This window comes from Pseudarthrobacter sp. AL07, assembly GCF_029960665.1.
Taxonomy (GTDB): Bacteria; Actinomycetota; Actinomycetes; order Actinomycetales; family Micrococcaceae; genus Arthrobacter.
Map to the genome: position 1 here is coordinate 242,658 of NZ_JASBRB010000002.1, position 26,296 is coordinate 268,953.

Consider the following 26,296-nt stretch of genomic DNA (forward strand, 5'->3'; position numbering starts at 1 on the left):
TGAGCGTCCGCAGGATGGCTGACGAGGGATTGGGGTATCCGCTTGAGTTCGATAATCACCGGCGAGGCAGTTGTCCTGGAACTGCGGCCCGCGTCGTTCGCCGCCCGTGCCCTTGGACTGCTCCTGGATGTGCTGTTCAACATCATCCTGCTGGTCCTGATCCTGCTGGGCATCGCAGCCGCCGGCCAGGACCTTGACGAAGCGGCAATGCGGGCGCTCACGCTGGTGAGCGTAGTCTTCTCTTTTGTGATTTTCCCCGTGGCGCTGGAGACCCTCACCCGGGGGCTCTCGCTCGGAAAACTGGCGGCCGGTCTGCGGGTGGTTCGGGACGACGGCGGCGCCATTCGGTTCCGCCATGCAGTGATCCGGGGGCTGACCGGGTTCGTGGAAATCTACCTGACCGTGGGCGGCCTCGCCATCGGCGTCGCCCTCTTCAACAGCCGCTCCAAGCGGCTGGGTGACATCCTCGCCGGCACGTATGCGCTGCGCCGGCGGGTGCCAGTCGAGGCGCCGGTCCACGTCTTTGTTCCGCCGCAGCTTCAGGCCTGGGCCTCAGCAGCGGACATCGGCCGGATTCCGGACGCCACCGCACGGCAGGCTGCCCAATTCATCCGGCAGGCCGGCCGCATGGCACCGCTGTCCGCCGCCGGAATAGCGGCATCGATCGCCACGGAACTGGCCGCGCATGTGGCCCCGCCGCCGCCCCCGGGAACCAGCCCGGACCAGTACCTGACGGCAGTTACCGCCGAACGCCGGCACCGCGAGCTTGCGCGGTTGCGGCAGGCCCGGCGCCGGAACTCTGCCACGGCAGAGCGGTTGGGCCGCCTGCCGTTCGGCCCGTAGGACCGGATGTGTTCCTGGTCGCAAGTCGAACGGTTCCTAGTTGTTGTACTCCGCCCAGGGGATGTTCCAGTCGCCGTAGCCGTCGTCGAGGGCGGCGTAGTCGCCTTCGGTGTTGACAATCTGAACCACATCGCCGGTGGTCATGTTGGCAAAAACCCAGGCGGCGCCGTCGGGAGCGAACCCGATGCAGCCGTGCGAGACGTTCGTGTTGCCGATGTATGGGAAGGCGGACTCCAGCGCCTGATGAATGTAGGCACCGCTCAGCGTGAGACGGATGGCATATTCGACGTCCACTTCGCCGTAGTAGGCGGGATCGCCGGGCTTGAGTCCGATGCTGGCGGCCCGGAAGTGGTCATAGCGGTTCTTCTCCATCAGGACCGCGTAGCCACGCGCTGACGGGAAGCGTTTGTCGCCCATACTGACCGGCAGGGTTTTCACGACCTGGTCGTTGACGCTGAGCGTGAAGGTGTGGGCGGTGGCGTCGGCGATGGCCACCCGCTTGTCCCCGAAGTTGACGGTGGCTTTTTTGTTGAAGTTGGCAATCTGGCCGTTGCCAAGGTCCACGCCGAAGAGCTGCATGTCCATGGTGACGGTGGAGTTCGCCGCCCAGAAGGCCTCGGGTCGGTACCGGACCATGGTGTCACTGAACCAGTGGAAGGCTCCGGTCTGCCCTGCGCTGGAGGTGATTTTAATGGCTTTCTCCACGGCATCCCGGTTGACTACCGGTTCGCTGAAAATGACCTGCAGCGGCTGGCCCACGCCAACCTTCATCCCGTCCAGGGGGTAGATGGCGGCGTCCGCCTCATGGGTGCTGGAAACCGTACTGAACGAGTTAGTGGTGCTCGTTTCCCGGCCCGCACCGTCGGTGATCACATATGTGTGGCTGTATTCGGTGTTGAATTTCAGGGGATCCGTCGCAGTCCAGCTGCTGCCGTCCCCGGCGAAGGTACCACGGACGGCTTCACCGGCTGTGCTGGTCAGGGTCACGCTCTCGATCCGACCGTTACCCACCGTGAGGGACACGGATGTGGCCGGGTTCACCTGCTTCGCGGCGTTGGCCGGCGTGACGTCCACCTTGACCGGGGCCACCACGGGCGATGCGACTCCCGGTGCGGACCGGACTGCTGAGCTCGCTTCGGACTCCAGTCCGCCGCGCGCGAAGCCCGGCGCGACGGCGGCGAAAACTCCGCCCGTCGCGGCAAGGACACACACGGCTGCCACCAAGAGAATTTTCTTGGCGGTCCCCCTCCGGCGTGGCTTAGCAACAGGTTCCATGGTCCGATCTTAATACTTGGACGTAACAGCCCCGGGCGCGGTTGGCACCCGGGGAGTCACACGTCAGTAACGATAGTGCTCGGGCTTGTACGGTCCGGCGATGTCCAGGTCCAGGTAGTCGGCCTGTTCCTTGGAAAGTTCCGTGAGTTCCACGTCGAGGGCGTCGAGGTGCAGCCGGGCAACCTTTTCGTCCAGGATCTTGGGAAGGACGTAGACCTGGTTATTGTATTCGCGTTCGCCTTCGGGCTGGTCCCGCTTGGTCCACAGCTCGATCTGGGCGATGGTCTGGTTGGCGAACGAGTTGCTCATCACGAAGGACGGGTGACCGGTTGCATTGCCCAGGTTCAGCAGGCGCCCCTCGGACAGGACGATGATGGAGCGCTCTTCCGAGGTTTCGGCGTCGAGCACCCATTCGTGTACCTGGGGCTTGATTTCCACCTTCCTGATGCCAGGGATCCGCGCCAGTCCTGCCATGTCGATCTCGTTGTCAAAGTGGCCGATGTTGCCGACGATGGCTTTATCGCGCATGCCAGCCATGTGTTCGGCCAGGATGACGTCCTTGTTGCCGGTGGTGGTAATGAAGATGTGGCCTTGGCTCAGCACCGACTCAAGCTTGGCAACCTGGTAGCCGTCCATGGCTGCCTGGAGGGCGCAGATGGGATCGATCTCGGTGACGATGACGCGCGAACCCTGGCCCCGGAATGCTTCTGCGGCTCCCTTGCCGACGTCGCCATAACCGCAGACGACGGCCACCTTGCCACCCATCAGGACATCGGTGGCCCGGTTGATGCCGTCCGGCAAGGAGTGGCGGATGCCGTACTTGTTATCGAACTTGCTCTTGGTGACCGAGTCGTTGACGTTGATGGCCGGGAACAGCAGCTTGCCCTGCTCCGCGAGCTGGTACAGGCGGTGGACGCCGGTGGTGGTTTCCTCCGTGACGCCGCGCAGCCCGGCCCCGATCCGGGTCCACCGCTGCGGGTCTTCCTGCAGCGAGGCGCGAAGCACGTCCAGGAAGATCCGGCCTTCCTCGGACTCGTCCTCGCCTGTCGCCGGCACGGCGCCGGCGGCTTCGAACTCAACGCCCTTGTGGACCAGCATGGTGGCGTCGCCGCCGTCGTCGAGGATCATGTTCGGGCCAAGCTCCGGGTTGGTGTCCGCGCCGGGCCAGGCCAGGATCTGCTGGGCAGTCCACCAGTATTCCTCCAGCGTTTCGCCCTTCCAGGCGAACACCGGGACACCCTGCGGGTCCTCGACCGTTCCCGTGCCCACTACGACGGCCGCGGCGGCATCGTCCTGGGTGGAGAAGATATTGCAGGAGGCCCAGCGGACCTCGGCACCAAGGGCCGTGAGGGTTTCGATCAGGACGGCGGTCTGCACCGTCATGTGCAGGGATCCGGCGATCCGGGCGCCCTTCAGCGGCTGGGTGGGTCCAAACTCCTTGCGGAGTGACATCAGGCCGGGCATCTCGTGCTCGGCCAGGCGGATCTGGTGGCGGCCTGCTTCGGCCAGTGAGATGTCGGCTACTTTGTAGTCAAATGTCATGGGGTTCCTTTGCTTTGTCCGATGGCGGCGACGGCGTTGAAGCGTCTGCGCGAAAGTCGACTGCGGGTGGTGGTGCGGGGTATCCAGGCGCTGCCTGGGCAGTACCTGCGGTTCTCTCCGCAGCCGGCATTTAGTCCGTGGCCGGCCGGACAGCGGGATCGTGCTGGTCCGAGCCGGCAGCGGTAGCGGCCTGGAGAAGTTCCGGCGGCAGCAGCAGCGGGATACCGTCCTCGATCGGGTAGCGCAGCTTTACGCCCGACTCTCCGGCCGCCGTCGACACAAGCTCCTCGCCTTCCTGGACCACAGGCGAACCGGTCACGGGACAGCGGAGGACGGACAACAGTTCAGGACTGATCTTTGGCATGATTGGTGCTCCCGACAGGGGCGCGCGTTCGCGCCGTTGGCTGACTGATTAGCAGGTTCCAGCCTACCGCCAGATCCACCTCAGGAAGGTTCGCGCAGTGCGCGCAGATGCCCCCGGCGGACGCCTTCCGTGCCGGCTGGGGCCTCCAGCGCTGAATGCGAGACCCGCTGGCCCGGCGTGGTCTGCTGCTTCGGCGGCTGTCCCGCCGCTTCGCGGACCGCGTTGGCAAGGGCCAGGAGGTCGTCCGGTCCAGGCTGCTGCGGGCTGGTCGGCATCGCCAAACGAAGCACTTCCCAGCCGCGGGGCACCGTCAGGGAGCCAGCGTGCTGCTCGCACAAATCGTAACAATGAGGCTCGGCGTAGGTGGCAAGCGGACCCAGGACAGCGGTGGAATCGGAATAGACGTACGTCAAAGTTGCCACCGCCGACTGACGGCAGGCTGACCTTGAACATTGACGGATAGCTCCCACGACATCACAGACTACTCCGTATCCTTGCCCGTTCGGAGTATTTGCCGAAACGACCGCCGCGCCCCGGCACGCAAACCGGGGTTATGTCGCGTAATTCTGCGCCCGGGTTTACAGTCAAGGTATGCAGTCCTCGAACCAAGATTCAGCTTTTTCGGTCCGTTTGGCTGACCCGGATGTCCGCGCCGCAGAAACGGGCTTGGGTTCGTCCGGCCGCAGCTTTGCGATGCGCCGCCGGAACCGCCACGGCCGCGGCCTGCGCGGGGAGCTGATGTTGCCCACACTCCCCGGATATCGGACGCGCTCGGACCGCTTTGATGAGATGGTGCTGGATTCCGCGCAGCGGCTCCATGACATCTGGGGCAAAACGCTCGATGGCGTACGGTTTGCCGTGGACGAAATACCCCCGCAGCTGGAGCAGTTGGTGGCCGAGGCCGCACCGCCTCCCATGGGCGCTTACACTCCCGCCACCGCCGAGGAGGGCCCTGTGATCACCCTGTACCGCCGGGTAGTTGAGCAGGGTTGCGGCAGCCGGGAGGAACTCCAGGACCTGGTGCACGACGTTGTGGTGGAACACACCGCCGAGATGCTTGGCGTGGCGCCGGAAACTCTGGATCCGGTTTACCGCCGCCGGTACTGACCGGTCAGTATCCCAGGGAGACCGGCACCTTTTCGTGCCCTGCAGCGGCCGGCGTAAAGGCCACCGTGGAAATGTCGTCCCGGCCCTCCTGCTGCAGGAGCAGCGCGCCGTAGGCGGCGTCACCCGAAGCGGAGACAACGTAGGCCACTACTTCCGACTCGTCCACCTTCTCGGGGACCTTGATGGACGTTGTGGCGCCGCCAGCGACGTCGGCAGTTGCGGCAGCGCGGATCTTGCCGTCCGCGGTGATGGCAGCGTAGGTGACCGTGGCCCGGTTCTCGAGGACGCCGAACACCAGGATCCGGTCACCGCCCTGGGGCACGGGCACCACGTGCTGGCTTCCCAGCCGGACACCGGAGGCAGCCCAGGCCACGTCCGAGGCTTTCTCCTTCGTGATGCCCCGCGTGACGCGGGCTGCAGCCACAAAGGACACGTCCGAACTGGTGGACACCGTGTAGTGGCCGGGAGGGACACCCGCCAGCGAAATCTCGGTGACGGCCCCGGCTTTTGCCGTGACCACACCGCCGCCTGGGAGGGCTTTCTGGCCGTCCCGGCCGAAGAGCTTAACCTCCACTACCGCGTCCGACGGTCCGGGCACCGTGATCGCCAGCGCAGGCCCTGCATCGTTGTAGCCGCTGTTTCCCGTGAGGGCGGAGATCGCGCCGGCGTCCTGGATGTCTACCGCGGTCATGACCTGCCGTGCGGCGGGAGCGGCCCCAGGAACGATGAAGTCAACGCCGCCGGGCGTAAGTCCCCGCAGGACACTCTGCTGGATGGCCGCGGCCACCGGGCCGCCTGCGCTCCGGACATGAACCGTGAGCTGGGCTTCACCCGGCGCCAAGCCGGCCAGGACTATTGAGCGGGTACCGCCCGGTGCGACCAGGAGACCCCTGCTGCCCGGGGCCTGGATCTGGCCCTTGCTGCCGAAGAGCTCCAGGCTGACGGTGGAAGGGGTGCTTGAAGCGTTGCTGAGCACGAGGACGGAAGTGCGGCCCACAGTGGTGCTTGCGCCCGAGAGCCAGAGATCGTTGGCGGGTGGCTGGCAGTTGGCAGCGGCCGACCCCTGCAGGTCACCGTCCGTGGCAGTGAATTTAACAACGCCGGCGGCGGAGGGTTTCTGGCTGGCTTGGGCGTCGGCGCTCAGGAGGGTGGCGTCATCCACGCTATGCCCGGCGAGGACGCCGGCGGTCAGGTCCTGGGGACCTGTCCCCTGGCCGGGCTGGCTGCCGTCCCTGGCGATCTCGACGGCGGGCGTCCCGTCAAGCGCGGCGAGCCTGCTCCCGGGAAGAACCCCGCCGGGGGCGCTCAGGACGGCGCCCGTGACGGCGCTCTTCGCCGTCGCGGATTCGGGGCTGAACTGGGGATCAGTGCCCGCCTCAGTCCCTTCGAGCAGGCGGGCCGGGCCGGCACATACCCCTGTGCTGGCCCCGGCAGGAACAGCTACCAGCACGGCCGGAATGCTGCGGCTGCCCGCCGGCTGCGGAGCCACCGACGCGGCAGCGAGCACCGCTCCGGCCGCGGCCACAATCCCCACAGCCGAGACCAGGCCTGCCAGCATCTGCTTGCGCGGGGTCCTGCGGGCGGCGTCCTTATGCATTCTGGTGTTCCTTACGCAAAGATCCTTCGTCCCGCGACAGCCCGGTGTTGGGCCGGCGCGCGGGCATGGGAATGGCGAGCATTACAGTGAGTCCGATCACCGTGATCTGTGCGAGTCCGGACCAAAGGGCCCCGGGCGCTTCGTAGCGGATGTTCAGCTGTCCGGCGGAGGCCGGCAAGGTGAACGCCTGGGCCGAGCCGGACGTCGTTGCCGTGAGCCTCCGCCCGTCGAACCAGGCGCTCCATCCCGGGTCCGCCCGTTCAGCGAGCACCACCAGCCGCCCTTCCGGGCCCCCGGCGACGGCGGTGTCGACGTCGTCATACCTGGACGGTAAGAGCGCCACCGTGGCTCCTGCCCCGTCCACAATCCTGACGCGATGGCCGACATCGGCAGGCTGCAGCACAGGCTGGTTCAGCGGCGTAATCCGCCAAAGCCAGCCGACGTCCGTCTGGCCGACGGCAACAAGCCCCGGCACGGCGTCCATTCTGCTGGCCGTAAGCTGGGCGGCCGTATCTGCCGAGCGCAGCACCACGAACCCGACGCCCAGGCGCTCAAGCCCGGGCCGGGGATCCACACCCTGCCCGGCCACCAGGGTGGCCACGACGCTTCGGATGGACGCCGTGACGTCGTCGTCATCCCTGATTGTCTCCTGGCCGGGTGCGCCGAGAATGTTCCGGGCTGCGGCGATGGCTGACATGCTGTCCAGCGTGGTCCCGGCGCCACGCATCAGGGCCGCGTCATAGATGCCGTTTTCCTGGGTGCTGATCAGCAGTGTGCGTGCCTGCTCCGGCCCGGTGCCCCGGTCGATGGCCGTGGCGGGAAGCGTCCGGGCACTGCCTGCCTCCACCAGGCGCGGCGTTCCCAGCGCAGGACCGGACGCCACTTCGGCGGGGCGGGCCGTGGCGGTGGAACGGAGCAGGTTCTGCGCCGACCACACCGCCATGCCGGCCAGCGGACCGGCCAGCAGCACCACCATGGCAAGCGCCGTCGCGGAGCGGAGCGCCACCGTGCGCCGAACACTGGGCGAGACTGCCCGGTCTGCGGCATCAAGCAACCGCTCGGCACCGATCAGGGCTGCTCCGACCAGGGCGAATCCGCCGGCCGAGACGGCCGGACCGGTGAACGGTGTCACCAGGGTGTCCGCAGTGGCGCCGGTGGCAACGTGCCCGGCCAGCCAGCCACCGGCGAAGATCACCAGTGCCGCCACCCAGAGAACACGTGCGGTCCTGCTGCGCTTACCCGGGAGGAACAGGGCGGCAACGGCCAGCAGCAGGACAGGAACGGCCAGCAGCAGTGCGAGCACGAGTGCCCACGGGATGGCCTGGCCACTGAAGAACGGAAGGCCTGACAATCCACCTTCGGCGGAGAAAAGCAGCGGCTGGCCCAGGAACTGCTGCCATAGCGGGGCCGCCTCAAATCCCAGCGGAACCCCGGGGTCTGCCAGCAATGCCCGCGGCCGGTCGATGACGGACAGGCCAAAAGGAATAAAGAGCGCCGCGCTGGGCAGCAGGGCCCACCACACCGTGCGGCCACGACGGCCAAGCATCAGCCCGCAGAGCACGATAAGTACCGTGGCGGGAATCAGCAGTGAAGGAGCCGACGCGGTCACAACGCCCAGCACCAACCCCGCGGCGGCGGCGGCGGTCCAGGACGGCATGCCGTTGATCCCCGGCCGTGCAGGCGGTTTTTCAGTGAATCGCCGGTCTTCCGGGGACGGGACAATAAAACGTCCGTGGCCCACGGCCGACCCAGTGGCGCGCAAGAGCGCCAGAACCAGCAGTGGAATCATGATGTGGGCCACCAGGGCGCCCGCGCGGCCTTGGTTCAGCGCTATTTGCAAGGCTGGAGCGGCCGCCCAGAAGAGTGCGGCAACGAGTCGGAAGCGGCGCCGAATGGTCAGGCCACCGGCCGCAAACCACGCCGTCAGACCGGCCAGCGGAGCGGCGAGCAGCAGGAGCCACGCCATGGCCGCGTTGGCATCTCCCCCACCGAGCAGGCCAAGGATCCACAGCACATAGTCGAAAGGGTCTCCCCTGCCCGGAAGCCCTGCTCCCAGGCTGATCCACCAGCTGGATGCGTGGTGCCAGACTTCGCCAAGGGTGGAGGACACCGGAATGACGCCTCCACCTGAGACGGCTTCGGCCCGGAACAGCCCGCTGAGCGCCGTGAGGGAAGCCACGGACGCGATAAGCACGGCAGCCAGGGCACCGGCGCCCACCCAACCCCGTTCGCTGGTGGTCAGCGCAGCGAAGTCATCTGCTGCGTCCCCTGTTGGCTGGTCCGCCATGGGGTCATGGACCAGGCCGTCGGCCGGGGAGTTGTCGGCGCCCAGGGCCTCCATAAGGGAGCGGCGGTGGTTCCAGACTTCACGCCGCGGCGTCTGCAGCTTTTTGATGACCGACCGCCGGATCCGCCGGCTGCTGGACGCCGTCCTGCGTGCCTTGGCGACGGCGCCCGGCCGGGCCAGGGCAGCGAACGTGGCCACCAGCTGGGAGAAACCATGCCCGGGATCCTTGACAGCAATGCTCAGCACGAGTTTGAAAAGGCTGCCCAGCAGCGCCCCGGCCGCATGGACAGGCACCTTCCAGAGCGGTGCATGCTTGAGGCGCAGATGGACCTGGGCCTTCCGCGCCGCGGCGGCGTTTCCCTGGGCATGGGGCCGATGGGCTACGTGGAACATCCGCGCAGTGGGAACCACCACCACGCGGTGCCCGGCAAGGCGGTTGCGCCAGCAGAAGTCGACGTCGTCGCCGGTGCCGGGCAGTGCGGGGTCGAACCCTTTCAGGAGCTCCCAAATGTCCCTGCGGACCAGCATGCCGGCCGAGTTCACAGCAAAGGTGTCAGTGCGGCCGTTGTACTGGCCCTGGTCCAGTTCGTCGGCATCGATCAGGGTAAGCCGCTCGGCCCAGCGGCTGGTGGAGAGTCCGACGTCGATCAGCCGGCGTTCGGTGTGCCAGTCCAGTTGCTTGCAGCCAGCCACTGTCACGGACGGTGCGCGTTCCACGGCGCTGAGGAGTTCAGCCAACGCCTCCGGCGCCGGGGCCGCATCGTCGTGAATCAGCCAGATCCACTCTGTGGCGGCTCGCTGGGGCTGGCCTTCCAAGGGCGCGTGGGTGTCGAGTCCGGCACGTACCGCGCCGCCCATGCCGCTCTTGCCGTGCGGGAAAGTGCTCACATTGGTTGCGCCGAAGGCCCGCTCCAGGAGGACAGCGGAGTCGTCTCTCGATCCCGTGTCCACTCCGATATGGGCATCCGCGGGCCGGGTCTGGTCCGCGAGGGCAGCCAGGGTTTTGGGGAGATAGGCACTGCCGTTGTGGGACACCACAACGGCAGTGACGTGTACTTCCTGAAGAATTAGATTGCTCGCTTCCTTAGCCGCCGGCGCTCACGCTCGGAAAGGCCACCCCAAATGCCAAACCGTTCGTCGTTAGCCAGCGCGTATTCCAGGCACTGCGACCGCACATTGCATGCACCGCAGACCTTCTTGGCGTCGCGCGTGGATCCGCCCTTCTCCGGGAAGAAGGCCTCCGGATCCGTTTGCGCGCACAATGCATCAGTCTGCCAGCCGAGTTCGCCTTCGTCGTCGAAGTCCTGCCGGAATGGCAGTCCGATCCACACCGGCTGGGTGCTTGCCCCCTGTGCCGGGGTGCGCAGTTCCATGGGCGGGTCCAGGTCGTCATCGTCCTGGTCGTGTCCGCCGTCAAGCAGTGCTTCGTGCGCCGCCAGGAGGGCCGTAGCCTGGTCCCGGGGCGAGTCTTTGGTGTTGCGGTTGTAGCGGTCCGCCGCGTCAGGATCGGCAGGATCCACATACCAGTCGCTCGGTACCCCCCGTGCGCGGTATTTAGCCGTTGCCTGGCCGGCGACGGCATCTTCATGGATACGCTCTGCTAGCCCCACGGCGACCCTCCTGAAAGTTGCAGTCCCTGCCTGGATTCTTAGACACTCGGTTGTGTGCCTGAATTTATGCAGCGACTTTCGATATCTAATTACACGTGTGTAACTAGTGGGGAGTCAAGCTGTGGACGGGATAATAATCAACTTTCCGGGCCAAATGCTGGCACGCCACGCCCGGGAGTTTTCCGAAGGCCCGGCGCGTCAAAGGCCTGACGGCCTGCATCGGCACGCCAAGTGAACGGGTTCCGCTGAATAGCGGTCGAAAATACAGGCGCAGTCCGAATAAGACAAATAAGATGACAAACTTGCTGTGAGTAACATCACAGCGCGGCTGGGCCCTCCTGCGCTCTTGAGGGACTCCGCGCGGGGCATCCCCGCCAGGGACGCCCTACAGCGTCCGTGACAAGATAAAGCCATGAGTATCCCGGCGATAGATCTGATGACCACCCTGCGTTCCGGCCACGCCACGTCGCCCCGCCTTACCTGGTACGGCCCGGACTCCGAACGCGTGGAACTCTCCGGCCGCGTGTTGGACAATTGGGTGGCAAAAACCAGCAATCTGTTGCAGGACGAACTCGACGCAGAACCCGGTATGCGGCTGAGCCTTGATTTGCCAGCTCACTGGAAGTCAATGATCTGGGCGCTGGCCGCCTGGCAGTTGGGCATGGAAACAGTGCTCGACGGCGGGGCATCGGAACTCCTCGTCACCGACCGGCCCGGAACCGTTGGGGCAAAGTACGACGCCGTCATAGCCGTCGCGCTGCCTGCGCTGGCGATGCGGTGGCCGGGTGAGCTGCCTGCCGGAGTCCTCGACTACGCCGCCGAGGTGCGCTCCCACGGTGACGTCTTCATGGCGCACACGGATCCGTCGGGCGCCGCCTACGCCATTCGGGCAGGAGCAGGCCAGCAGCACATCCACGAAGAACTGATCTCTGGCTTTGCGGCCTCGCATGAGGAAGGCGTCAGGCTCCTGGTCCCCGCTGCCGAAGGTCTGGAACCGGCGCTCGCGAACTCGCTCGGCGCGTGGCACAGCGGCGGCTCAGTGGTGCTGGCGCACCCCGATGTGGAGCTCACGGACAAGCTGCTGGCCGCGGAACGCATCCACGGCAAATAGCCGCCTGCGTCACGGGTGCCGGCTGTGTCAGGGCTGCCGGCTGCTTTCCGGCGAGTCCCCGTCCGGCTGTTCACCCCGCAGGGCGGCGGCCTTCTCCTGATGATGACGCTCGATGAGCTCGTGGTCGTGCGAGAACTCCGGCTCCTGGTCCAGTTCTTCGTTGAAGACCCAGAACCGGTAAGCGAAGAAGCGGAAAATGGTGCCCAGGACCAGGCCCACCACGCTGCCGGCAATAAAGAGCGAGGGTTTGTCGTTCAGGTCCAGGATGTACTTCGCGAACCAGACGCAGCCTGAAGCGATCAGGAGTCCTACCAGGTTCATGATGGCGAAGAGCCCGGCCTCGCGGGCCACATTGGCCTGCTTGCGGTGGCGGAACGTCCAGTAGCGGTTGGCAACCCACGAGAAGACGCTGGCCACGATGGTTGCCACGGCCTTGGCCCAGACCTCGCTGCCGTGCATCGGACCGGTGAACAGCCAAATGAAGATTGCTGAGTCAATGACGAACGCCACACCGCCTACGGCACCGAACTTGGCTACTTCACGCCAAAATAGCGAGGCGAGCCCCCGGATACGATCTGAAAGTGCGCTAAACATGACCCTCCATGGCCGTCCGTTCAATGGGCCACACGGCCGGAGGTCCATTTTAGACCCGAAAACAGTGAACCGGCCCCCCGCAGAGTGCAGAGTGGTGACGAAAATACCCGAAATGCGGGCCCCTCGGCGTCCCAAAGCCCGGATCCGGTGAGCTTTTCTGTAGGCTGGCACATGTGACTTTTCCAGTAATCGGCGTTGTTGGCGGCGGCCAACTCGCGCGCATGATGGCCCCGGCCGCTACCGCCCTTGGCTTTGAACTCCGCGTCCTGGCTGAGGCGGAGGACGTTTCAGCCGTTTCAGCCGTATCCACGTCACCGATAGGTGACTACAAGGACCTCCAGACACTCCTCGACTTCGCGGACGGCCTGGATGTCATGACGTTCGACCACGAACACGTTCCCACGGACCACCTCCGGGCGCTTTTGGCCGCCGGAGTCAATGTCCAGCCCGGTCCGGACGCCCTCGTTAATGCCCAGGACAAACTCGTGATGCGGGCTGCCATCGACAGCCTGGGTCTCCCAAACCCCACGTGGGCTGCCGTGGCTGACGTCGCCGCGCTCGTGGATTTCGGCAACGAAACCGGTTGGCCCGTTGTCCTCAAGATGCCCCGCGGCGGCTACGACGGCAAGGGCGTGCGGATCATCGATTCCGCCGACGCCGCCGGAGAGGCTGGTCCGTGGTTCGAGGCCATGAGCCCGCTCCTCGCCGAAGCCAAGGTTGAGTTCAGCCGCGAATTGTCCGCACTGGTGGCCCGGACACCGGGCGGCGAAGCGAGGGCGTGGCCGGTGGTGCATACCATCCAGGTGGATGGTGTCTGCGACGAAGTCATTGCCCCTGCCCTGGACATCCCCCTCGAAGTCGCCGCGGCCGCGGAAGACGCGGCGCTGCGCGTCGCCTCGGAACTGGGCGTCACCGGAGTGATGGCGGCGGAACTCTTTGAAACGCCGGGCTCCGGCGTCGGCTTTCTGATCAACGAACTCGCCATGCGGCCCCATAACACCGGCCACTGGACCCAGGACGGTTCCGTTACCAGCCAGTTTGAGCAGCACCTGCGGGCGGTCCTGGACTTGCCGTTGGGTGCCACCGATATTCTGGGCCCGGTAGTGGTCATGAAGAACTTCCTCGGCGGCGCCAACCAGGACCTGTTTTCCGCCTACCCTGCCGCCCTTGCCAGCGAGCCGGCCGCCAAGGTCCACTGCTACGGCAAGTTCGTGCGTCCGGGACGCAAGATTGGCCATGTCAACCTGGTGGGGACCTCCACCGATGATGTGGACTCGGTCCGGCAACGCGCAACCCGGGTGGCGGCCATCATCCGCGACGGCCGGGCTCCCAGCGAAGAATCAGCACGGATTTCCGAGGAGAACGCATGACTACCGAAACCACCGCCGACACCGGCCTCCGTCCCATCGTTGGGCTGGTCATGGGCTCAGACTCGGATTGGCCGGTCATGGAAGCCGCCGCGGATGCACTGGCTGAGTTCGGCATCCCGTTCGAAGCCGATGTGGTCTCCGCTCACCGGATGCCCACCGAAATGATCCGGTACGGCCAGACCGCCCACAAGCGCGGCCTCCGGGTCATCATCGCCGGCGCCGGCGGAGCCGCCCACCTTCCAGGCATGCTGGCAAGCGTGACGCCCCTGCCCGTCATCGGCGTCCCGGTCCCACTGAAGACCCTGGACGGTATGGATTCCCTCCTCTCCATCGTGCAAATGCCGGCCGGCGTCCCCGTAGCCACAGTGTCCATTGCCGGTGCCCGGAACGCAGGCCTGCTCGCGGTCCGGATCCTCGCGTCGGGAACGGACCAGCTGGCAGCCTCGCTCCGCGCCGACCTCGTGGAGTTCGCCCAGGAACTCAACGACGCCGCCACCCGCAAGGGAGCCAACCTCAGACAAAAAGTCAGCGAAGTCTTCGCCGACGGCAATGGTGTTCTCCGGGGCAGCCGTTAAGGAACCCGACATGCCCAGAAGCGAACCGCAGCAGTCAGCAACCGGCACAGTCATGACTGATCCTGTCCGGTATCCGTCCAGCGCCTCCGCGCCAGTCCGGACTAAACGGGGCCTGGCCCTGGTCCTGATGACCCTTCTGGTGCCCGGCAGCGCCCAGATTGTGGCCGGCGACCGCAAGCTTGGCCGCGTTGCGCTGCGCGTCACCCTCAGCGCGTGGGCTTTGCTGGCGGTCATCCTGCTGCTGCTGGCAGTTAACCGGTCGCTCCTGATCAACATCCTCACCAATCAATTTGCCTCGCTGGCGATCATCCTGGTCCTGGTCGCACTGGCGCTCGGATGGGCATTCCTGTTCATCAACACACTCCGGCTGATCCGCCCCGTCCTGCTGGCACCGGCGGCGCGTCCCGCCGTCGGCATCGCCCTGGTCCTTGCCCTGGTCCTGGGCAGCGGCACCCTTGGGTATGCCGCGTACCTCCTGAACGTGGGCCGCAACGCCATCGGCAGCATCTTCGCTGGGGGCCCAACGATCGATCCCGCGGACGGCCGCTACAACTTCCTGATGATGGGCGGTGACGCCGGCGACGACCGCACAGGCCGGCGCCCGGACAGCCTCTCCGTGCTCAGCGTGGACGCCAAGACCGGCCAGACTGCCATCATCTCAGTGCCGCGCAACCTGCAGGACGCCCAGTTCAGCGAAGGTTCGCCCATGCGCAAGCTCTACCCGGACGGCTACGACTGCGGCAACGAGTGCCTCATCAACGCCATCAACACCGAAGTGACAAACGAACACGCGGACCTGTACCCAGGCGTTGCAGACCCCGGTGCGCAGGCCACGCTTGAGGCGGTGTCGGGAACCCTCGGCATCACCGTCCAGGCCTACGTGCTGGTGGACATGGACGGCTTCGCCAAACTGATCGACGCCATGGGTGGAATCCGGATCAAGGCTGGCGGCTGGGTGCCGATCAGCGGCCCCATGATCGATGAGGCCAACGGCATACACGGCATGCCGGACGGCTGGATTCCCGCCGGTGATCAGAAGCTCGATGGCTTTCACGCGCTCTGGTACGGACGCTCCCGCGAGTTTGTTGACGACTACGCCCGGATCCAGCGGCAACAGTGCGTCCAGCAGGCCATGCTCAAACAACTGGACCCGGCAACCCTCCTCTCGAAGTTTGAGGACATCGCCAGTGCGGGCACCAAAGTTGTTGAGTCAAACATCTCCTCCTCCCAGCTGGGCAGTTTCGTGGATCTCGCCATGAAGGCCAAGGGCCAGGAGGTCAAACGGCTGACCATCGGACCGCCGGATTTTGACGCGTCCTTCTCCACGGTGCCCGACTTTGACATCATTCACGACAAGGTGGACGAGCTGCTGGCCTCCGCGTCGGGACCCCGGGCTGCCTCGCCCGTCGACGGCCCCGTTGAGCCCGCTACGCCGGGCGGTCGGCTGCAGGCGTCGGCGCGGGTGCCCATGGCTGCGTTCCCGGCAGCCGGTGGAACCCCCGCGCAGACTGCCCCGCCGTCGGACTTCACCCCGGTAACCACAACGCCCGCCGGCGAACCGATCACCGAGGCGATGCTGAACCAGCTCAAGAGCGAAGGCAACGAACAGGCCCTGCGCGAACTGGTGGCCACCAACGGCAAGTGCGCGCCGCTCTAGGCCCAGCGCCTTCGCCGGAATCCCGGCCGCAACACCCTGACTGCACGAACACGAAGACCTGTAGACCAGTAGACCTGTAGACCAAGAATGGACACCGGCTGTGTACGAAATTGAGAACGTCCTCCGCGACTACGCCTGGGGATCCACCACAGCCATCGCAGCGCTGCTGGGACGCCCCGAGTCCGGACGGCCGGAAGCCGAGCTCTGGATCGGAGCCCATCCCGGCGCCCCTTCCATGGCCCGCCGGGCGGACGGTTCCGTGGCAGCGCTGGACGCCTTGATTGCCGAAGATCCGGAACATTTCCTGGGCAGCGAATCTGTGGCAGAGTTTGGCCCACGGCTCCCCTTCCTGACCAAGATCCTTGCCGCCGCCCAACCTCTGTCGCTCCAGGTCCACCCCAGCATTGAACAGGCCAGAGCAGGATTCGCCCTGGAGAATGCTGAAGGCATTGCGCCCGATGCCGATCACCGCAACTACCGCGATGACAACCACAAGCCGGAAATGCTCTTTGCACTGACCCCGTTCGAAGCGTTGTGCGGGTTCCGGGCGCCGGCTGCAACCCGGGAGATCCTGCTCCACCTTGCCGCCTGCTTCGACTTGGTGGAATCCGGGATCCCGCCCCTGCTGGTGGAAGTGCTGGAGATCCTGGAAAACCCCGATGAGGACGCCGGTCTCAAGAGTGCCTTCGAGCGGCTGATCAAAGGCGGCGACGACGTCTCGCACACCACAGCGTTGGTGGCGGCCGCCCTGATCTCCGGCGCTCCGCTGGCACCCTACCAGGCGGAACTTTCCACGGTCATCAGCCTCAACGAGAAGTACCCAGGCGATCCTGGCGTACTGATTTCGCTGCTGCTGAACAGGATTTCACTGGCCCCGGGCGAGGCCGTCTACCTCCCCGGGGGCAAAGTGCATGCTTACCTGCACGGCATGGGTGTCGAGGTCATGGCGTCCTCGGACAACGTGCTTCGGGGCGGGCTGACGCCGAAGCACGTCGACGTACCCGAGCTGCTCCGGACCGTCGAATTCCAGTCGGTGGCCATCCCCAGGCTGACGCCGGAATTCTCCGGCCTTGGCCAGGAGCTCTATCAGCCGCCCTTCCGGGAGTTCCAGCTTCAGCGGATCGAGCTGGCACCCCGCGCGGAGCCGGTCCCGCTGGCACAGGCGGGCGCCGTCGTCGTTATTGTTGTGGCCGGATCGGTGTATCTCGATTCGCCAAAGGGCGATCTGCAGCTGACCCGCGGCGGCAGCGCCTTCCTGCCGGCTGCGGAAGCACCGGTCAATGTCCACCCCGTGGCCGGAGCAGAGTCACCGGCCATTGCCTTCGCCGTGACCACATCCCTGAAGGCCTGAACCGTGGAATTCTTCCTGCAGACACCCGCTTGGGCGGAAGTCCAGGCGTCCCTGGGCCGCACCGTCCATCAGCAGTCAGGTCCGGGCTGGAGCTTCCTGGCCGTGGGGGAGAAAAACCCGGCCGGCAAGGTCCTCTACGCCCCCTATGGACCCGTGGCATCCTCGGTGGAGGCGTTCGACGCCGCCCTGGCCGCCCTGGTTGCCACCGCACGGTCGTGCGGGGCGGTGTTTGTCCGGATTGAGCCGGTGTCCTCGGGTCTTGAGTTACCGGCCGCCGCGGAGCTCCGCCGGCGCGGCCTGCAGCCGGCGCCGGTGAACCAGCAGCCTGAGCTCAGCTGGATCGTGGACCTCGAAGGTGACTTCAAGGACGTCCTGGCCGCGATGAAACCCGTGAACCGGAACCTCTACCGGAACATCCACAAGAAGGGCGTGACCTTCCGGACGTCGAAGGACCCGGACGACATCAGTATCCTGCTGGAGTTCCTGCACATGACGGCCCGGCGGAACGGCTTCAAGCCGCAGAGCGACGAGTACCTGACCCAGGTGGCAGCCTCCCTGATGCCCGCCGGCGCAGCCACGCTGTTCATCGCCGAGCTCAACGGCGAGCCGATCGCTGCAGCCTTCGCGTACGATTCCGCGGACACCAGGACGTATGCCCACGCCGCCTTGGATGATACCCACCGCAAGCTCAGCGCGGGCATACCGCTCCTGGTGACCCTGATGGCAGACGCCAAGGACCGGGGCCTGAAACACGTGGACTTGTGGGGCGTTGCGCCCGCAGATCAGCCCAACCATAAATGGGCGGGATTCACCGCGTTCAAGAAGTCCTTCGGCGGCCGCGAGGTGGCGTACCCCGGCACCTGGGACCTCCCGGTGCAAAAGCTCCGGTATAACGCGTACCAACTGGCCCGCAAGCTGCGCGACAACCTGCGCGCCCTGGCCTCGTCCTCGTCCGCCCGAACGAACATTTAAGCCCCTCCTCCTGGCGCGAACGTACACTTGGGGCCCCAAAAGGCGCCGATTTAGGGCCACAAGTGTCCTCTCGCGCATCCGACGGGTCCAAAGCCTGTGGATAACGGCTTTGCCACCGCCAGACGTGTGCACACTGAAGCATGGCTCTCTCACCGCTCCCCGAGCAGCTACTCACCGGATCGTTTACGTCGGCCACCGCGGCGGCTTTGGGGGTGTCGCGCAAACGGCAGCGGCAGCCTGACGTCGTTATTCCATCCCGGGGCGTCCGCATCCCTCTGGAAAGCGGCGCGGGCATCCCGGGCAACCTCCAGGCCTACACGGCACTGGACGAAACGTCGGTGCTCACGCATAACTCGGGCGGCAGAATATGGGAGTTAGGGCTGCCGCCGTGGCTACAGGACGACTGGCGGATCCACGTGGCCCGGGAACGTGACGGCAGCAGGCCCCGGCGTCAGAACGTCGTTGGCCATCGGATGACGTTCAAGCCAGGCGAAGTGGTGATGCACGACGGCGTCCGCGTCACCTCGCCTGCCCGGACCTGGCTGGATTTGGCAAATCTGCTCACCGTTGATGAGTTAATCGCCGTCGGCGATTCCGTGGTTAACTGCCACGGCACAGACTTTCCCCGGCCCAAGGAGCCAATGGCCACGATCAATGATCTCCACCGCATGATCGCTGCACATCCGGGGATGAGGGGCATGAAAACGGCACGGCTGGCAATCGACGAGATCAGGGTTGGCGCCGATTCCCCACAGGAAACAAAGATGCGGCTGGCACTGGCACGCACAGGCCTCGGTGAACCGGCTTTGAACCACGTGATCCGCAATGGCTGGGGGCAGCCCGCGGTGTGGCCGGATGCGGCGTACGTTCAGCATCGCTTGGCACTGCAGTACGACGGCGCCCATCACTCGGAGTCCCGCCAGGTGCGGCTCGACAACAAACGCCGGACCGTCACTGAACGGCTCGGATGGACGGAAGTCAGGGTTTTCAAGGAGGACCTTGAGGGAGACAAACCCTTCGTCATCGAACTGGTGAAGGCCGCCTTGCAATCCCGCCACCGGGCCGGGGACGTCCAACGTGGCTCCCGTGGCAGGGGACGTGCGCGAACGGACACTTGAGGCCCACGGTTTCGGGGCCTCAAGTGTCCGTTCGCGCAGGAGTACGCGGGGTGAAGAACCTGCTAGTTCTTGCGGGCGTAACCTTCCCACTTGCTGGCCTGGTGCTCGCCGTCAACAAAGCGGATGGTGCCGGACTTGGAGCGCATCACGATGGACTGGGTGAGAACCTTGTCCTTGGAGTAGCGAACGCCCTTGAGGAGGTCGCCGTCGGTGATGCCGGTGGCCGCGAAGTAGCAGTTGTCGCTGGACACGAGGTCATTGGTGGACAGCACTCGGTCGAGGTCGTGGCCGGCGTCGATCGCCTTCTGCTTCTCGTCGTCGCTGGTGGGCCACAGCCGGCCTTGGATAACGCCGCCGAGCGACTTGATGGCGCAGGCTGCAACGATGCCTTCCGGGGTGCCGCCGATGCCCATGAGGGCGTCGACGCCGGTGCCGGAGCGGGCCGCGGCAATAGCGCCGGCAACATCGCCGTCCATGATGAACTTGGTGCGCGCACCGGCTTCACGGATCTCTTCGACCAGGGGGCGGTGGCGATCGCGGTCAAGGATCATGACGTTGAGCTGGTTGACCTTCACACCCTTCGCCTTGGCGATCAGGTGGAGGTTCTGCTTTACCGGCAGGCGGAGGTCCACCATGTCGGCGGCTTCCGGGCCGGTGACCAGTTTTTCCATGTAGAACACGGCGGAAGGATCGAACATGGAGCCGCGTTCAGCTACGGCAAGGACCGCCAGGGCGTTATTGATGCCGAGCGCCGTCAGGCGCGTTCCATCGATCGGGTCCACGGCAACGTCGCACTCAGGACCGGTGCCGTCGCCAACATGTTCGCCGTTGAACAACATGGGGGCTTCATCTTTTTCGCCTTCGCCGATGACCACAACACCGTTGAAATGGACCGTGTGAAGGAAGGAGCGCATAGCGTCAACTGCCGCGCCGTCAGCCTTGTTTTTGTCGCCGAAACCAACCCAGTGGCCACCGGCGATGGCCGCGGCCTCGGTGACGCGGACAAGCTCGAGGGCAAGGTTGCGGTCTGGCTCGTCGATGCCCACGGCCAGGGAGGGGGAAATCGTGGAGTACTGCTGGGTCATAGGCGCTGGTGACACGTGAACCTCTTCTTCGAGTGGCGATCATTGGACCCGCTCGGCCGGATTCAGCCGGTGCGGTGATTCCTCTGGTACTGATCATAGTCTGGGCGGAGCCTTCAGGGCGTGGCATGACGCAGAGGTGCAATATGGGCCGTAAGCCTCCCGCACTCCCCCGACTGTGAGTTGTGCCTGAACATGGGCGACTATAGAGAGGTGAGCGAAATGCAGGAAAAGACCAGTCCCGGAGCAAACGGCGATGGCGCAGGCACTGCCGAAACAGCCCCCGTCCGCCCAGTGATCCCGGCCGCAGCGGCAAAGCGCGCCAATGCCTCCGTGATCGGCATGGTCGTTGCCCTGGTGGTCAGCATCGCCGCCTTCCTGCCCGTTATCCTGATGAACCCCCTCCCCAAGAGCGACGGATTCCACCCGGACATCGATGTCAGCGCCGTTGCCCGGAACGCCACGGATGTGGCCGGATTCACACCCGTAACACCGGACACCGGCAAGTCGTTCACATCCAACTACGCACGATGGGAGTCCGGCAGCGGTACCGGCGTTCCCACCTGGGAGGTTGGCTACCTGACCCCGAACGAGTCCTTCATCGGCCTGGTCCAGACCCGCCAGTCCAACCCCACCTGGCTCGTCCAGCAGACCAGGAGCGCTCCCGTGACAGGAACGCGGGCGGCGGGCGGGCAGGACTGGAAACTGCATGACACCGGCAAAGGCGAAAAGAGCATGGTGCTGAATTACCGCGGAACCACCGTTGTGCTGACGGGAAGCGCCCAGCTGGACGAATTCGGGGAACTCGCCGCCGCCGTCGTGCAGTCCATGGAAGCCAATCCGGCTGTCACAGTTTCACCGTCAGCCAGTACCGCCCCGTAAAGTAGGCCCGTGACTACCTATCTGACCCCTGCCCTTTCCTGGCGCCGTATGCGCGAAGGCAACGAACGCTTTGTTGCCGGCGAATCGTCGCACCCTAACCAGGACGCGTCCCGCCGGTCGTCGCTGGTGGAAAATCAGAACCCGTTTGCCGTGATCTTCGGCTGCTCGGACTCCCGGCTCGCCGCCGAGATCATCTTCGACCTGGGGCTGGGGGATGCCTTTGTGGTGCGCACCGCCGGCCAGGTGATTGACGACGCCGTATTGGGCTCCCTCGAGTACAGCATCAGCGTGCTGGGGGTGCCGCTGATCGTGGTGCTGGGGCATGACAGCTGCGGCGCTGTCACTGCAACCAAGTCCGCAGTGGACACAGGCAACATGCCGGTGGGCTTTATACGGGACCTGGTGGAGCGCATCACGCCTTCGGTACTGACGTCCATGCGGAACGGCGAGCACGAGATCAACGACATGGTGGTCGAGCACGTCAAGCAGACGTCCCAGCGCCTGGTGGACAGTTCCCGTGTGATTTCCGCCGCAATCGAGAACGGCCGCGCCGCGGTGATCGGCCTCTCCTACAGTCTCGCCGAGGGCCGCGCGAACGTGGTTTCCGGGATCGGCGACGTCTAAGCCGAGCCTGAATCCTTGCCCGTAGCATGCGGTTCACGGTTTTAGTCCGGGCCACGGATCGCCCTAAGCTAGCCCCATGACCTCCACTGAAGAATTCCGCATTGAACACGACACGATGGGCGAAGTCCGCGTCCCCGTGAACGCCCTGTACCGTGCACAGACGCAGCGTGCAGTTGAAAACTTCCCCATCTCCGGTAAGACCCTGGAACGCGCGCACATCGAGGCGCTCGCCCGGGTCAAGAAGGCGGCCGCGCAGGCCAACGCAGAACTTGGGGTGCTCGACGGCGAGCTGGCCAAGGCGATCGCAGCGGCTGCCGATGAGGTAGCTGCCGGTAAGTACGACGGCGACTTCCCCATCGACGTTTTCCAGACCGGCTCCGGCACGTCCTCGAACATGAACACCAACGAGGTCATCGCCGAGCTGGCCACCCGCGCCCTCAAGGCCGCCGGCAGCGACAAAGTTGTCCACCCGAATGACCACGTCAACGCCTCGCAGTCCTCCAACGACGTCTTCCCCACGTCTGTCCACGTTGCCGCCACCTCGGCCCTGATCAACGACCTCATCCCGGCGCTCGGCTACCTGGCCGAGTCCTTGGAGCGCAAGGCCGTGGAGTTCAAGGACGTCGTCAAGTCCGGCCGCACCCACCTCATGGACGCCACCCCGGTGACGCTCGGCCAGGAGTTCGGCGGCTACGCAGCCCAGGTCCGCTACGGCATCGAACGCATCAACGCCGCCCTCCCCCGCGTCGCCGAAGTCCCGCTCGGCGGCACCGCTGTGGGCACGGGCATCAACACCCCGGCCGGCTTCCCGGAACGAGTCATCGAACTTCTCGCCACGGACACCGGACTGCCTCTGACCGAAGCCCGGGACCACTTCGAGGCGCAGGCCAACCGCGACGGCCTCATCGAAGGCTCCAGCCAGCTGCGCAACATCGCGATCTCCTTCATGAAGATCAACAATGACCTCCGCTGGATGGGCTCCGGCCCCAACACGGGCCTTGGCGAAATCGCCATCCCGGACCTGCAGCCGGGCTCCTCGATCATGCCGGGCAAGGTTAACCCGGTCATCTGCGAGGCGTCCATCATGGTCTGCGCCCAAGTCATCGGCAACGACACCGCCATCGCATGGTCCGGCACCAACGGCGCCTTCGAGCTCAACGTCGGCATCCCCGTTATGGCCGCCAACCTGCTCGAGTCCATCCGGCTGCTGGCCAACACCAGCCGGGTCATGGCGGACAAGATGATCGATGGCATCACCGCGAATGTGGAGCGCGCCCGCTTCCTGGCCGAGGCGTCCCCCTCGATCGTGACGCCGCTAAACAAGTACATCGGCTACGAGAACGCGGCGAAGATCGCCAAGAAGGCCGTGGCCGAGGGCCTCACTATCCGTGAGACCGTCGTCGCCATGGGCTTCCTGGAGCGCGGCGAGGTCACCGTAGAGCAGCTGGACACCGCGCTGGACGTTATGTCCATGACGCGCCCGCCGCACAAGGCATGACCCCCGGCTTCTAGGCACTCAGCACCACCGAACCACCGCGGCCGGCACCTTCCCACGGAAGGTGCCGGCCGCCACGGCCATCGGCTTTACGCTGGGCCTGGGCATGTTCGCTGCCATTGCCTACGTCCCAACGTTCCTGCAGATGTCCTCCGGGACCAGCACGAACAACTACTTCCGCGAAGTCGGCGCATCCTTGGGCGTCGCCGTGTTCGGCGCGATTTTCACCAACCGGCTCACGGAGTCGCTGACGAACGCGTTCACCGGCGCCGGAGCATCAGCGGAACAGGCTGCTCCTGGCCATCACCCTGAAGCAGATCCCACGCTCGGACACCGCCGGCCTGGTGGCCCGCGGCGCGGCCGTCGGCGGCGAGGAAGCAGAACGCCTGGAACCAGAGCACCTGGCCCTGCTGAAGGGCAGGACGGAGAAGGAGACCGCCGTCGGGGGCGCCTCGGACAGCCTGACGGACGACGACGGCGAGCTGGCCTCCCGACGCCGCTGACCGGCGTCGTGCGGCTGTACGCCGCAGCGGCGGCAGCCACAGTGATAGCCGGCAGGGGCGCCGCGATCTTGGGGGTCGCGGCGCCCCTGTTGTATGTCACCGAAGAGCTGTTCCCGTCACGGCTCGAAATGGGCATCCCGGACCGCGTCAGGCCGGCAGCAGCATGGCCGCGGCGGCACCGGCGAGCATGAACGGGCCAAACGGGATCGAAGATTTCAAGGTGCCGCGGCGGGCCGCCAGCAGGGCCATAGACCAGAGGCCCCCCAGCAGGAAAGCTGCGAACGTCCCAGCAAAGACGTGCCCCCAGCCAAGATAGCCAAGATACATTCCCAGGACGCCGGCCAGTTTCACGTCGCCAAAGCCCATGCCGGGCGGGTAAACCATCCGCAGGACAAAATAGAACGCCCACAAAACCACCCCGCCGGCCAGGATGCGCAGCGCCGGGATACCCAGGAGCTCGGCAGCACCGTCAGGTGACCCCAGCATCGCGGCCGGGCCCGCAATCCCGTGCACCAAGGCAGCCGCGAGCAACAGGACCCCGGCCACGCCGTACGAGGGGAAGACAATCCGGTTGGGCAGCAGGTGGTGGCGCACGTCAATAACCGTCAGGCGGACTGCCATGACACAAAAGTAGGCACAAGCGGCCAGCACCAGCCAGAACGCCAGCGGGGTGGCGTCCCACAGTCCATCGAGTCGTCGGATCACCCCTCGGATGCTACTGGATTGGTGCGCCGCACCGCAGAACCCACGCGTAAACTGTGGATATGTCGACATGGGACACCAGGCGCCGGCCGGATCCGGAGGGCAGCGCGGACGCTGCGGACCTGAGCACCATGTTCCGGAACCTTTGCCGGTCTTCCCCCTGGAAGTGGCAGTCACTGCGCTTTGAATACTGGGATGAACCGTTTTCCGGCGTCCCAGACCCGTCCGCACCGCTGGTCCGCGCCTGGCTCCGCCGACCCGGTGCGCTTCGTCTGGAAACCGCTGATCGGGTTGTCCTCCACAGCACCACCGGAATCAACGATTCCAAGGACGGGTTGTACGTCAGCGCCACCCGGAAGTCCTGGCTGCTGCCGCCCCACCTCGTGGCGCCCGTTTACGACGACGGCGGCCTGGTCAGGCGCCGGCCGGAGGCAGCATACGGCGAACCGGGCTTCGGGAACGGCCGTTTCTCGGCTGCCCTTGATCCCGTGGAATTGGCCGGCAGTGCCCCGGTCCCGATCGAGTTCCCGGGCACCAACGCCATAGAGGTCGACGCCGTTCGCCGCGTGGATCACGATGGCCGGCCGGCGCTGGAGGCAACCGTGACACCCACCGCGTCCTACCATCCAATGGATCCTGCCGCTTCGCTCTGCCTGCCCGGCAGCAACCGCGTGCGGATCGATCTGGAGACAGGAGTCTGCGTGGCCAGTCAGTCACTGGACGCGGCAACCCCGAATTATGGGCACTGGATCCGGATCCTCGCCGTGGATGAATACATGCTGGACGACCTGTTTGTGGCCGAGTCCATGAACCTCACGGACGTCCGCCGCCACATCAGCTGGGACATCCGCACCTGATCGTAGCTCCCTCTCAGGCCATCACCGGCGGTTGACAAGCCCGTGGCCCGCCCTGGGCTAGGCTTCCCTCATGACCGCACTGACTGCCATCTGCCCCCTCTTCGGCCTCGAGCTGACCACACCCCGCCTAGTGCTGCGACCCATTGCCGACGCCGACATTCCTGCCGCGGTTGCAGCGGCCGCGAGCGGGGTCCACGAACCCGGCCGGAACCCCTTCAGCACGCCGTGGACAGAACTGCCGGCGGAAACTCTGGGGCACAACATGGCGCAGTGGTACTGGCGCTGCCGCGGCCAGGCCACGCCCGAGGACTGGACCGTGCTCCTGGGCATCTGGTACCGGAACGAATTCATCGGCTGCCAGGACATCGGCGCCAAGGACTTCGCCACCCTCAAGACCGTCAGCACCGGCTCATGGCTCAAGCAGTCCCTCCACGGCCAGGGACTCGGAACTGAGATGCGGGCCGCCGTCGCGCTCTACGCGTTCGACTGGCTCGGCGCCGAAGTCGCCGAATCCGAAGCCGCAGCCTGGAACGCCGCCTCCCTGGGTGTGTCCCGCTCCCTCGGCTACGAACTCAACGGCACCAACAGGCAGTCCTGGGGCGGCAAGGCCGTAGAAGTCCAAAAGATGCGCCTCACCCCCGCAACCTTCAAACGCCCCGACTGGACCCTGCAAGTGAAGGGCCACGAAGCAGCAGCCAAGTTCCTCGGGGCTCGCTGAGGGCACTTCCGACGGACAGGGGCCGTGGCCCGACGAGCGGAACCACGGCCCTTGCTACCG

At 65.7% G+C, this 26,296-nt stretch carries 24 protein-coding genes and 1 pseudogene; 15 read left to right on the forward strand and 10 right to left on the reverse strand.

The window, feature by feature from the left end; all coding sequences use genetic code 11:
* The first annotated feature begins 42 nt into the window (after positions 1-42).
* Positions 43-843 carry an RDD family protein gene (locus QK290_RS03060; protein ID WP_282329249.1) on the forward strand — a complete coding sequence of 267 codons (801 nt, stop codon included), beginning with the start codon at positions 43-45 and terminating at the stop codon, positions 841-843.
* Between the two features lie 36 nt (positions 844-879).
* Here the strand turns inward: QK290_RS03060 and QK290_RS03065 are convergent, their stop codons facing one another.
* From QK290_RS03065 to QK290_RS03080, 4 genes are all read right to left on the reverse strand, one after another.
* A complete protein-coding gene (locus QK290_RS03065) occupies positions 880-2,118 on the reverse strand; it encodes an Ig-like domain-containing protein (RefSeq protein WP_282329250.1) in 1,239 nt (412 codons plus the stop codon).
* 63 nt (positions 2,119-2,181) lie between these two features.
* Positions 2,182-3,660, reverse strand: coding sequence for an adenosylhomocysteinase (gene ahcY / locus QK290_RS03070; RefSeq protein ID WP_282329251.1), 1,479 nt, complete (start codon positions 3,658-3,660; stop codon positions 2,182-2,184).
* Positions 3,661-3,790: 130 nt separating this feature from the next.
* Positions 3,791-4,024 (reverse strand): Trm112 family protein, encoded by a 234-nt coding sequence (locus QK290_RS03075; protein ID WP_193340239.1) that lies wholly within the window; start codon positions 4,022-4,024, stop codon positions 3,791-3,793.
* Between the two features lie 80 nt (positions 4,025-4,104).
* Positions 4,105-4,494 (reverse strand): DUF3499 domain-containing protein, encoded by a 390-nt coding sequence (locus tag QK290_RS03080; protein ID WP_282329252.1) that lies wholly within the window; start codon positions 4,492-4,494, stop codon positions 4,105-4,107.
* Between the two features lie 121 nt (positions 4,495-4,615).
* Between QK290_RS03080 and QK290_RS03085 the strand changes: the two genes are divergently transcribed.
* Positions 4,616-5,131, forward strand: a complete 516-nt coding sequence (locus QK290_RS03085) for a metallopeptidase family protein (RefSeq protein WP_282329253.1) — start codon at positions 4,616-4,618, stop codon at positions 5,129-5,131.
* 4 nt (positions 5,132-5,135) lie between these two features.
* On the opposite strand, the gene QK290_RS03090 is transcribed toward QK290_RS03085, so the two are convergent.
* Genes QK290_RS03090 through QK290_RS03100 form a run of 3 tightly spaced genes read right to left on the reverse strand, consistent with a single transcriptional unit; the run spans position 5,136 to position 10,625 of the window.
* Entirely contained in the window at positions 5,136-6,728 is a 1,593-nt protein-coding gene (locus tag QK290_RS03090) for a DUF5719 family protein (RefSeq protein WP_282329254.1), read from the reverse strand.
* On the reverse strand, positions 6,721-10,083 hold the full coding sequence (locus tag QK290_RS03095) for a glycosyltransferase (RefSeq protein ID WP_282329359.1): 3,363 nt from the start codon (positions 10,081-10,083) through the stop codon (positions 6,721-6,723). The genes QK290_RS03090 and QK290_RS03095 overlap by 8 nt, the downstream gene beginning before the upstream one ends.
* Positions 10,083-10,625: a WhiB family transcriptional regulator gene (locus QK290_RS03100; protein WP_282329255.1), complete on the reverse strand. Its 543-nt coding sequence runs from the start codon at positions 10,623-10,625 to the stop codon at positions 10,083-10,085. Before QK290_RS03100 ends, QK290_RS03095 begins: the two co-directional genes overlap by 1 nt.
* Before the next feature lie 412 nt (positions 10,626-11,037).
* On the opposite strand from QK290_RS03100, the gene QK290_RS03105 reads away from it, so the two are divergent.
* Positions 11,038-11,736 (forward strand): TIGR03089 family protein, encoded by a 699-nt coding sequence (locus QK290_RS03105; protein ID WP_282329256.1) that lies wholly within the window; start codon positions 11,038-11,040, stop codon positions 11,734-11,736.
* A 27-nt stretch (positions 11,737-11,763) separates the two neighbouring features.
* On the opposite strand, the gene QK290_RS03110 is transcribed toward QK290_RS03105, so the two are convergent.
* Positions 11,764-12,330, reverse strand: a complete 567-nt coding sequence (locus QK290_RS03110; RefSeq protein ID WP_282329257.1) for a GtrA family protein — start codon at positions 12,328-12,330, stop codon at positions 11,764-11,766.
* Between the two features lie 221 nt (positions 12,331-12,551).
* Between QK290_RS03110 and QK290_RS03115 the strand changes: the two genes are divergently transcribed.
* The 6 genes from QK290_RS03115 to QK290_RS03140 all read left to right on the forward strand — a co-directional run bounded on the left by QK290_RS03115 (position 12,552) and on the right by QK290_RS03140 (position 19,373).
* On the forward strand, positions 12,552-13,700 hold the full coding sequence (locus QK290_RS03115) for a 5-(carboxyamino)imidazole ribonucleotide synthase (RefSeq protein WP_282329360.1): 1,149 nt from the start codon (positions 12,552-12,554) through the stop codon (positions 13,698-13,700).
* The gene (gene purE / locus QK290_RS03120) at positions 13,697-14,275 is read left to right on the forward strand and encodes a 5-(carboxyamino)imidazole ribonucleotide mutase (RefSeq protein ID WP_282329258.1); all 579 of its coding nucleotides are present in this window, start codon (positions 13,697-13,699) and stop codon (positions 14,273-14,275) included. The genes QK290_RS03115 and purE overlap by 4 nt, the downstream gene beginning before the upstream one ends.
* A 10-nt stretch (positions 14,276-14,285) precedes the next feature.
* Positions 14,286-15,932 carry an LCP family protein gene (locus QK290_RS03125; RefSeq protein WP_282329259.1) on the forward strand — a complete coding sequence of 549 codons (1,647 nt, stop codon included), beginning with the start codon at positions 14,286-14,288 and terminating at the stop codon, positions 15,930-15,932.
* 100 nt (positions 15,933-16,032) lie between these two features.
* On the forward strand, positions 16,033-17,283 hold the full coding sequence (gene manA / locus QK290_RS03130) for a mannose-6-phosphate isomerase, class I (protein WP_282329260.1): 1,251 nt from the start codon (positions 16,033-16,035) through the stop codon (positions 17,281-17,283).
* Between the two features lie 3 nt (positions 17,284-17,286).
* A complete protein-coding gene (locus QK290_RS03135; protein ID WP_282329261.1) occupies positions 17,287-18,255 on the forward strand; it encodes a peptidoglycan bridge formation glycyltransferase FemA/FemB family protein in 969 nt (322 codons plus the stop codon).
* Between the two features lie 140 nt (positions 18,256-18,395).
* The gene (locus tag QK290_RS03140) at positions 18,396-19,373 is read left to right on the forward strand and encodes a hypothetical protein (RefSeq protein ID WP_282329262.1); all 978 of its coding nucleotides are present in this window, start codon (positions 18,396-18,398) and stop codon (positions 19,371-19,373) included.
* Between the two features lie 62 nt (positions 19,374-19,435).
* Here QK290_RS03140 and glpX read toward each other — a convergent pair whose 3' ends face one another.
* The gene (gene glpX / locus QK290_RS03145; RefSeq protein ID WP_181037131.1) at positions 19,436-20,458 is read right to left on the reverse strand and encodes a class II fructose-bisphosphatase; all 1,023 of its coding nucleotides are present in this window, start codon (positions 20,456-20,458) and stop codon (positions 19,436-19,438) included.
* A gap of 219 nt (positions 20,459-20,677) precedes the next feature.
* Here glpX and QK290_RS03150 point away from each other — a divergent pair, with 219 nt between their 5' ends.
* The 4 genes and pseudogenes from QK290_RS03150 to QK290_RS03165 all read left to right on the forward strand — a co-directional run.
* Positions 20,678-21,337, forward strand: coding sequence for a DUF4245 domain-containing protein (locus tag QK290_RS03150; RefSeq protein ID WP_282329263.1), 660 nt, complete (start codon positions 20,678-20,680; stop codon positions 21,335-21,337).
* A 9-nt stretch (positions 21,338-21,346) separates the two neighbouring features.
* On the forward strand, positions 21,347-21,961 hold the full coding sequence (locus QK290_RS03155; protein WP_282329264.1) for a carbonic anhydrase: 615 nt from the start codon (positions 21,347-21,349) through the stop codon (positions 21,959-21,961).
* A 76-nt stretch (positions 21,962-22,037) separates the two neighbouring features.
* A complete protein-coding gene (locus tag QK290_RS03160) occupies positions 22,038-23,459 on the forward strand; it encodes a class II fumarate hydratase (RefSeq protein ID WP_282329265.1) in 1,422 nt (473 codons plus the stop codon).
* A 70-nt stretch (positions 23,460-23,529) separates the two neighbouring features.
* A pseudogene (locus QK290_RS03165) lies at positions 23,530-23,959 on the forward strand (MFS transporter); the annotation flags it as partial.
* 147 nt (positions 23,960-24,106) lie between these two features.
* Here the strand turns inward: QK290_RS03165 and QK290_RS03170 are convergent.
* Positions 24,107-24,664 (reverse strand): A24 family peptidase, encoded by a 558-nt coding sequence (locus QK290_RS03170; RefSeq protein ID WP_282329266.1) that lies wholly within the window; start codon positions 24,662-24,664, stop codon positions 24,107-24,109.
* Positions 24,665-24,723: 59 nt separating this feature from the next.
* Here QK290_RS03170 and QK290_RS03175 point away from each other — a divergent pair, with 59 nt between their 5' ends.
* Both QK290_RS03175 and QK290_RS03180 read left to right on the forward strand, forming a co-directional pair.
* Complete coding sequence (locus QK290_RS03175) at positions 24,724-25,518, forward strand: hypothetical protein (RefSeq protein ID WP_282329267.1); 795 nt, start codon at positions 24,724-24,726, stop codon at positions 25,516-25,518.
* Between the two features lie 70 nt (positions 25,519-25,588).
* On the forward strand, positions 25,589-26,236 hold the full coding sequence (locus QK290_RS03180) for a GNAT family protein (RefSeq protein ID WP_282329268.1): 648 nt from the start codon (positions 25,589-25,591) through the stop codon (positions 26,234-26,236).
* Positions 26,237-26,296 lie beyond the last annotated feature (60 nt).

Coding starts and splice junctions, on each gene's coding strand:
- QK290_RS03065 (WP_282329250.1), bottom strand. CDS start 2,118: ATGGAACCTGTTGCTAAGCCACGCCGGAGGGGGACCGCCAAGAAAATT.
- ahcY (WP_282329251.1), bottom strand. CDS start 3,660: ATGACATTTGACTACAAAGTAGCCGACATCTCACTGGCCGAAGCAGGC.
- QK290_RS03075 (WP_193340239.1), bottom strand. CDS start 4,024: ATGCCAAAGATCAGTCCTGAACTGTTGTCCGTCCTCCGCTGTCCCGTG.
- QK290_RS03085 (WP_282329253.1), top strand. CDS start 4,616: ATGCAGTCCTCGAACCAAGATTCAGCTTTTTCGGTCCGTTTGGCTGAC.
- QK290_RS03090 (WP_282329254.1), bottom strand. CDS start 6,728: ATGCATAAGGACGCCGCCCGCAGGACCCCGCGCAAGCAGATGCTGGCA.
- QK290_RS03105 (WP_282329256.1), top strand. CDS start 11,038: ATGAGTATCCCGGCGATAGATCTGATGACCACCCTGCGTTCCGGCCAC.
- QK290_RS03110 (WP_282329257.1), bottom strand. CDS start 12,330: ATGTTTAGCGCACTTTCAGATCGTATCCGGGGGCTCGCCTCGCTATTT.
- QK290_RS03115 (WP_282329360.1), top strand. CDS start 12,552: ATGATGGCCCCGGCCGCTACCGCCCTTGGCTTTGAACTCCGCGTCCTG.
- purE (WP_282329258.1), top strand. CDS start 13,697: ATGACTACCGAAACCACCGCCGACACCGGCCTCCGTCCCATCGTTGGG.
- QK290_RS03125 (WP_282329259.1), top strand. CDS start 14,286: ATGCCCAGAAGCGAACCGCAGCAGTCAGCAACCGGCACAGTCATGACT.
- QK290_RS03140 (WP_282329262.1), top strand. CDS start 18,396: ATGGCTCTCTCACCGCTCCCCGAGCAGCTACTCACCGGATCGTTTACG.
- glpX (WP_181037131.1), bottom strand. CDS start 20,458: ATGACCCAGCAGTACTCCACGATTTCCCCCTCCCTGGCCGTGGGCATC.
- QK290_RS03150 (WP_282329263.1), top strand. CDS start 20,678: ATGCAGGAAAAGACCAGTCCCGGAGCAAACGGCGATGGCGCAGGCACT.
- QK290_RS03160 (WP_282329265.1), top strand. CDS start 22,038: ATGACCTCCACTGAAGAATTCCGCATTGAACACGACACGATGGGCGAA.
- QK290_RS03175 (WP_282329267.1), top strand. CDS start 24,724: ATGTCGACATGGGACACCAGGCGCCGGCCGGATCCGGAGGGCAGCGCG.
- QK290_RS03180 (WP_282329268.1), top strand. CDS start 25,589: ATGACCGCACTGACTGCCATCTGCCCCCTCTTCGGCCTCGAGCTGACC.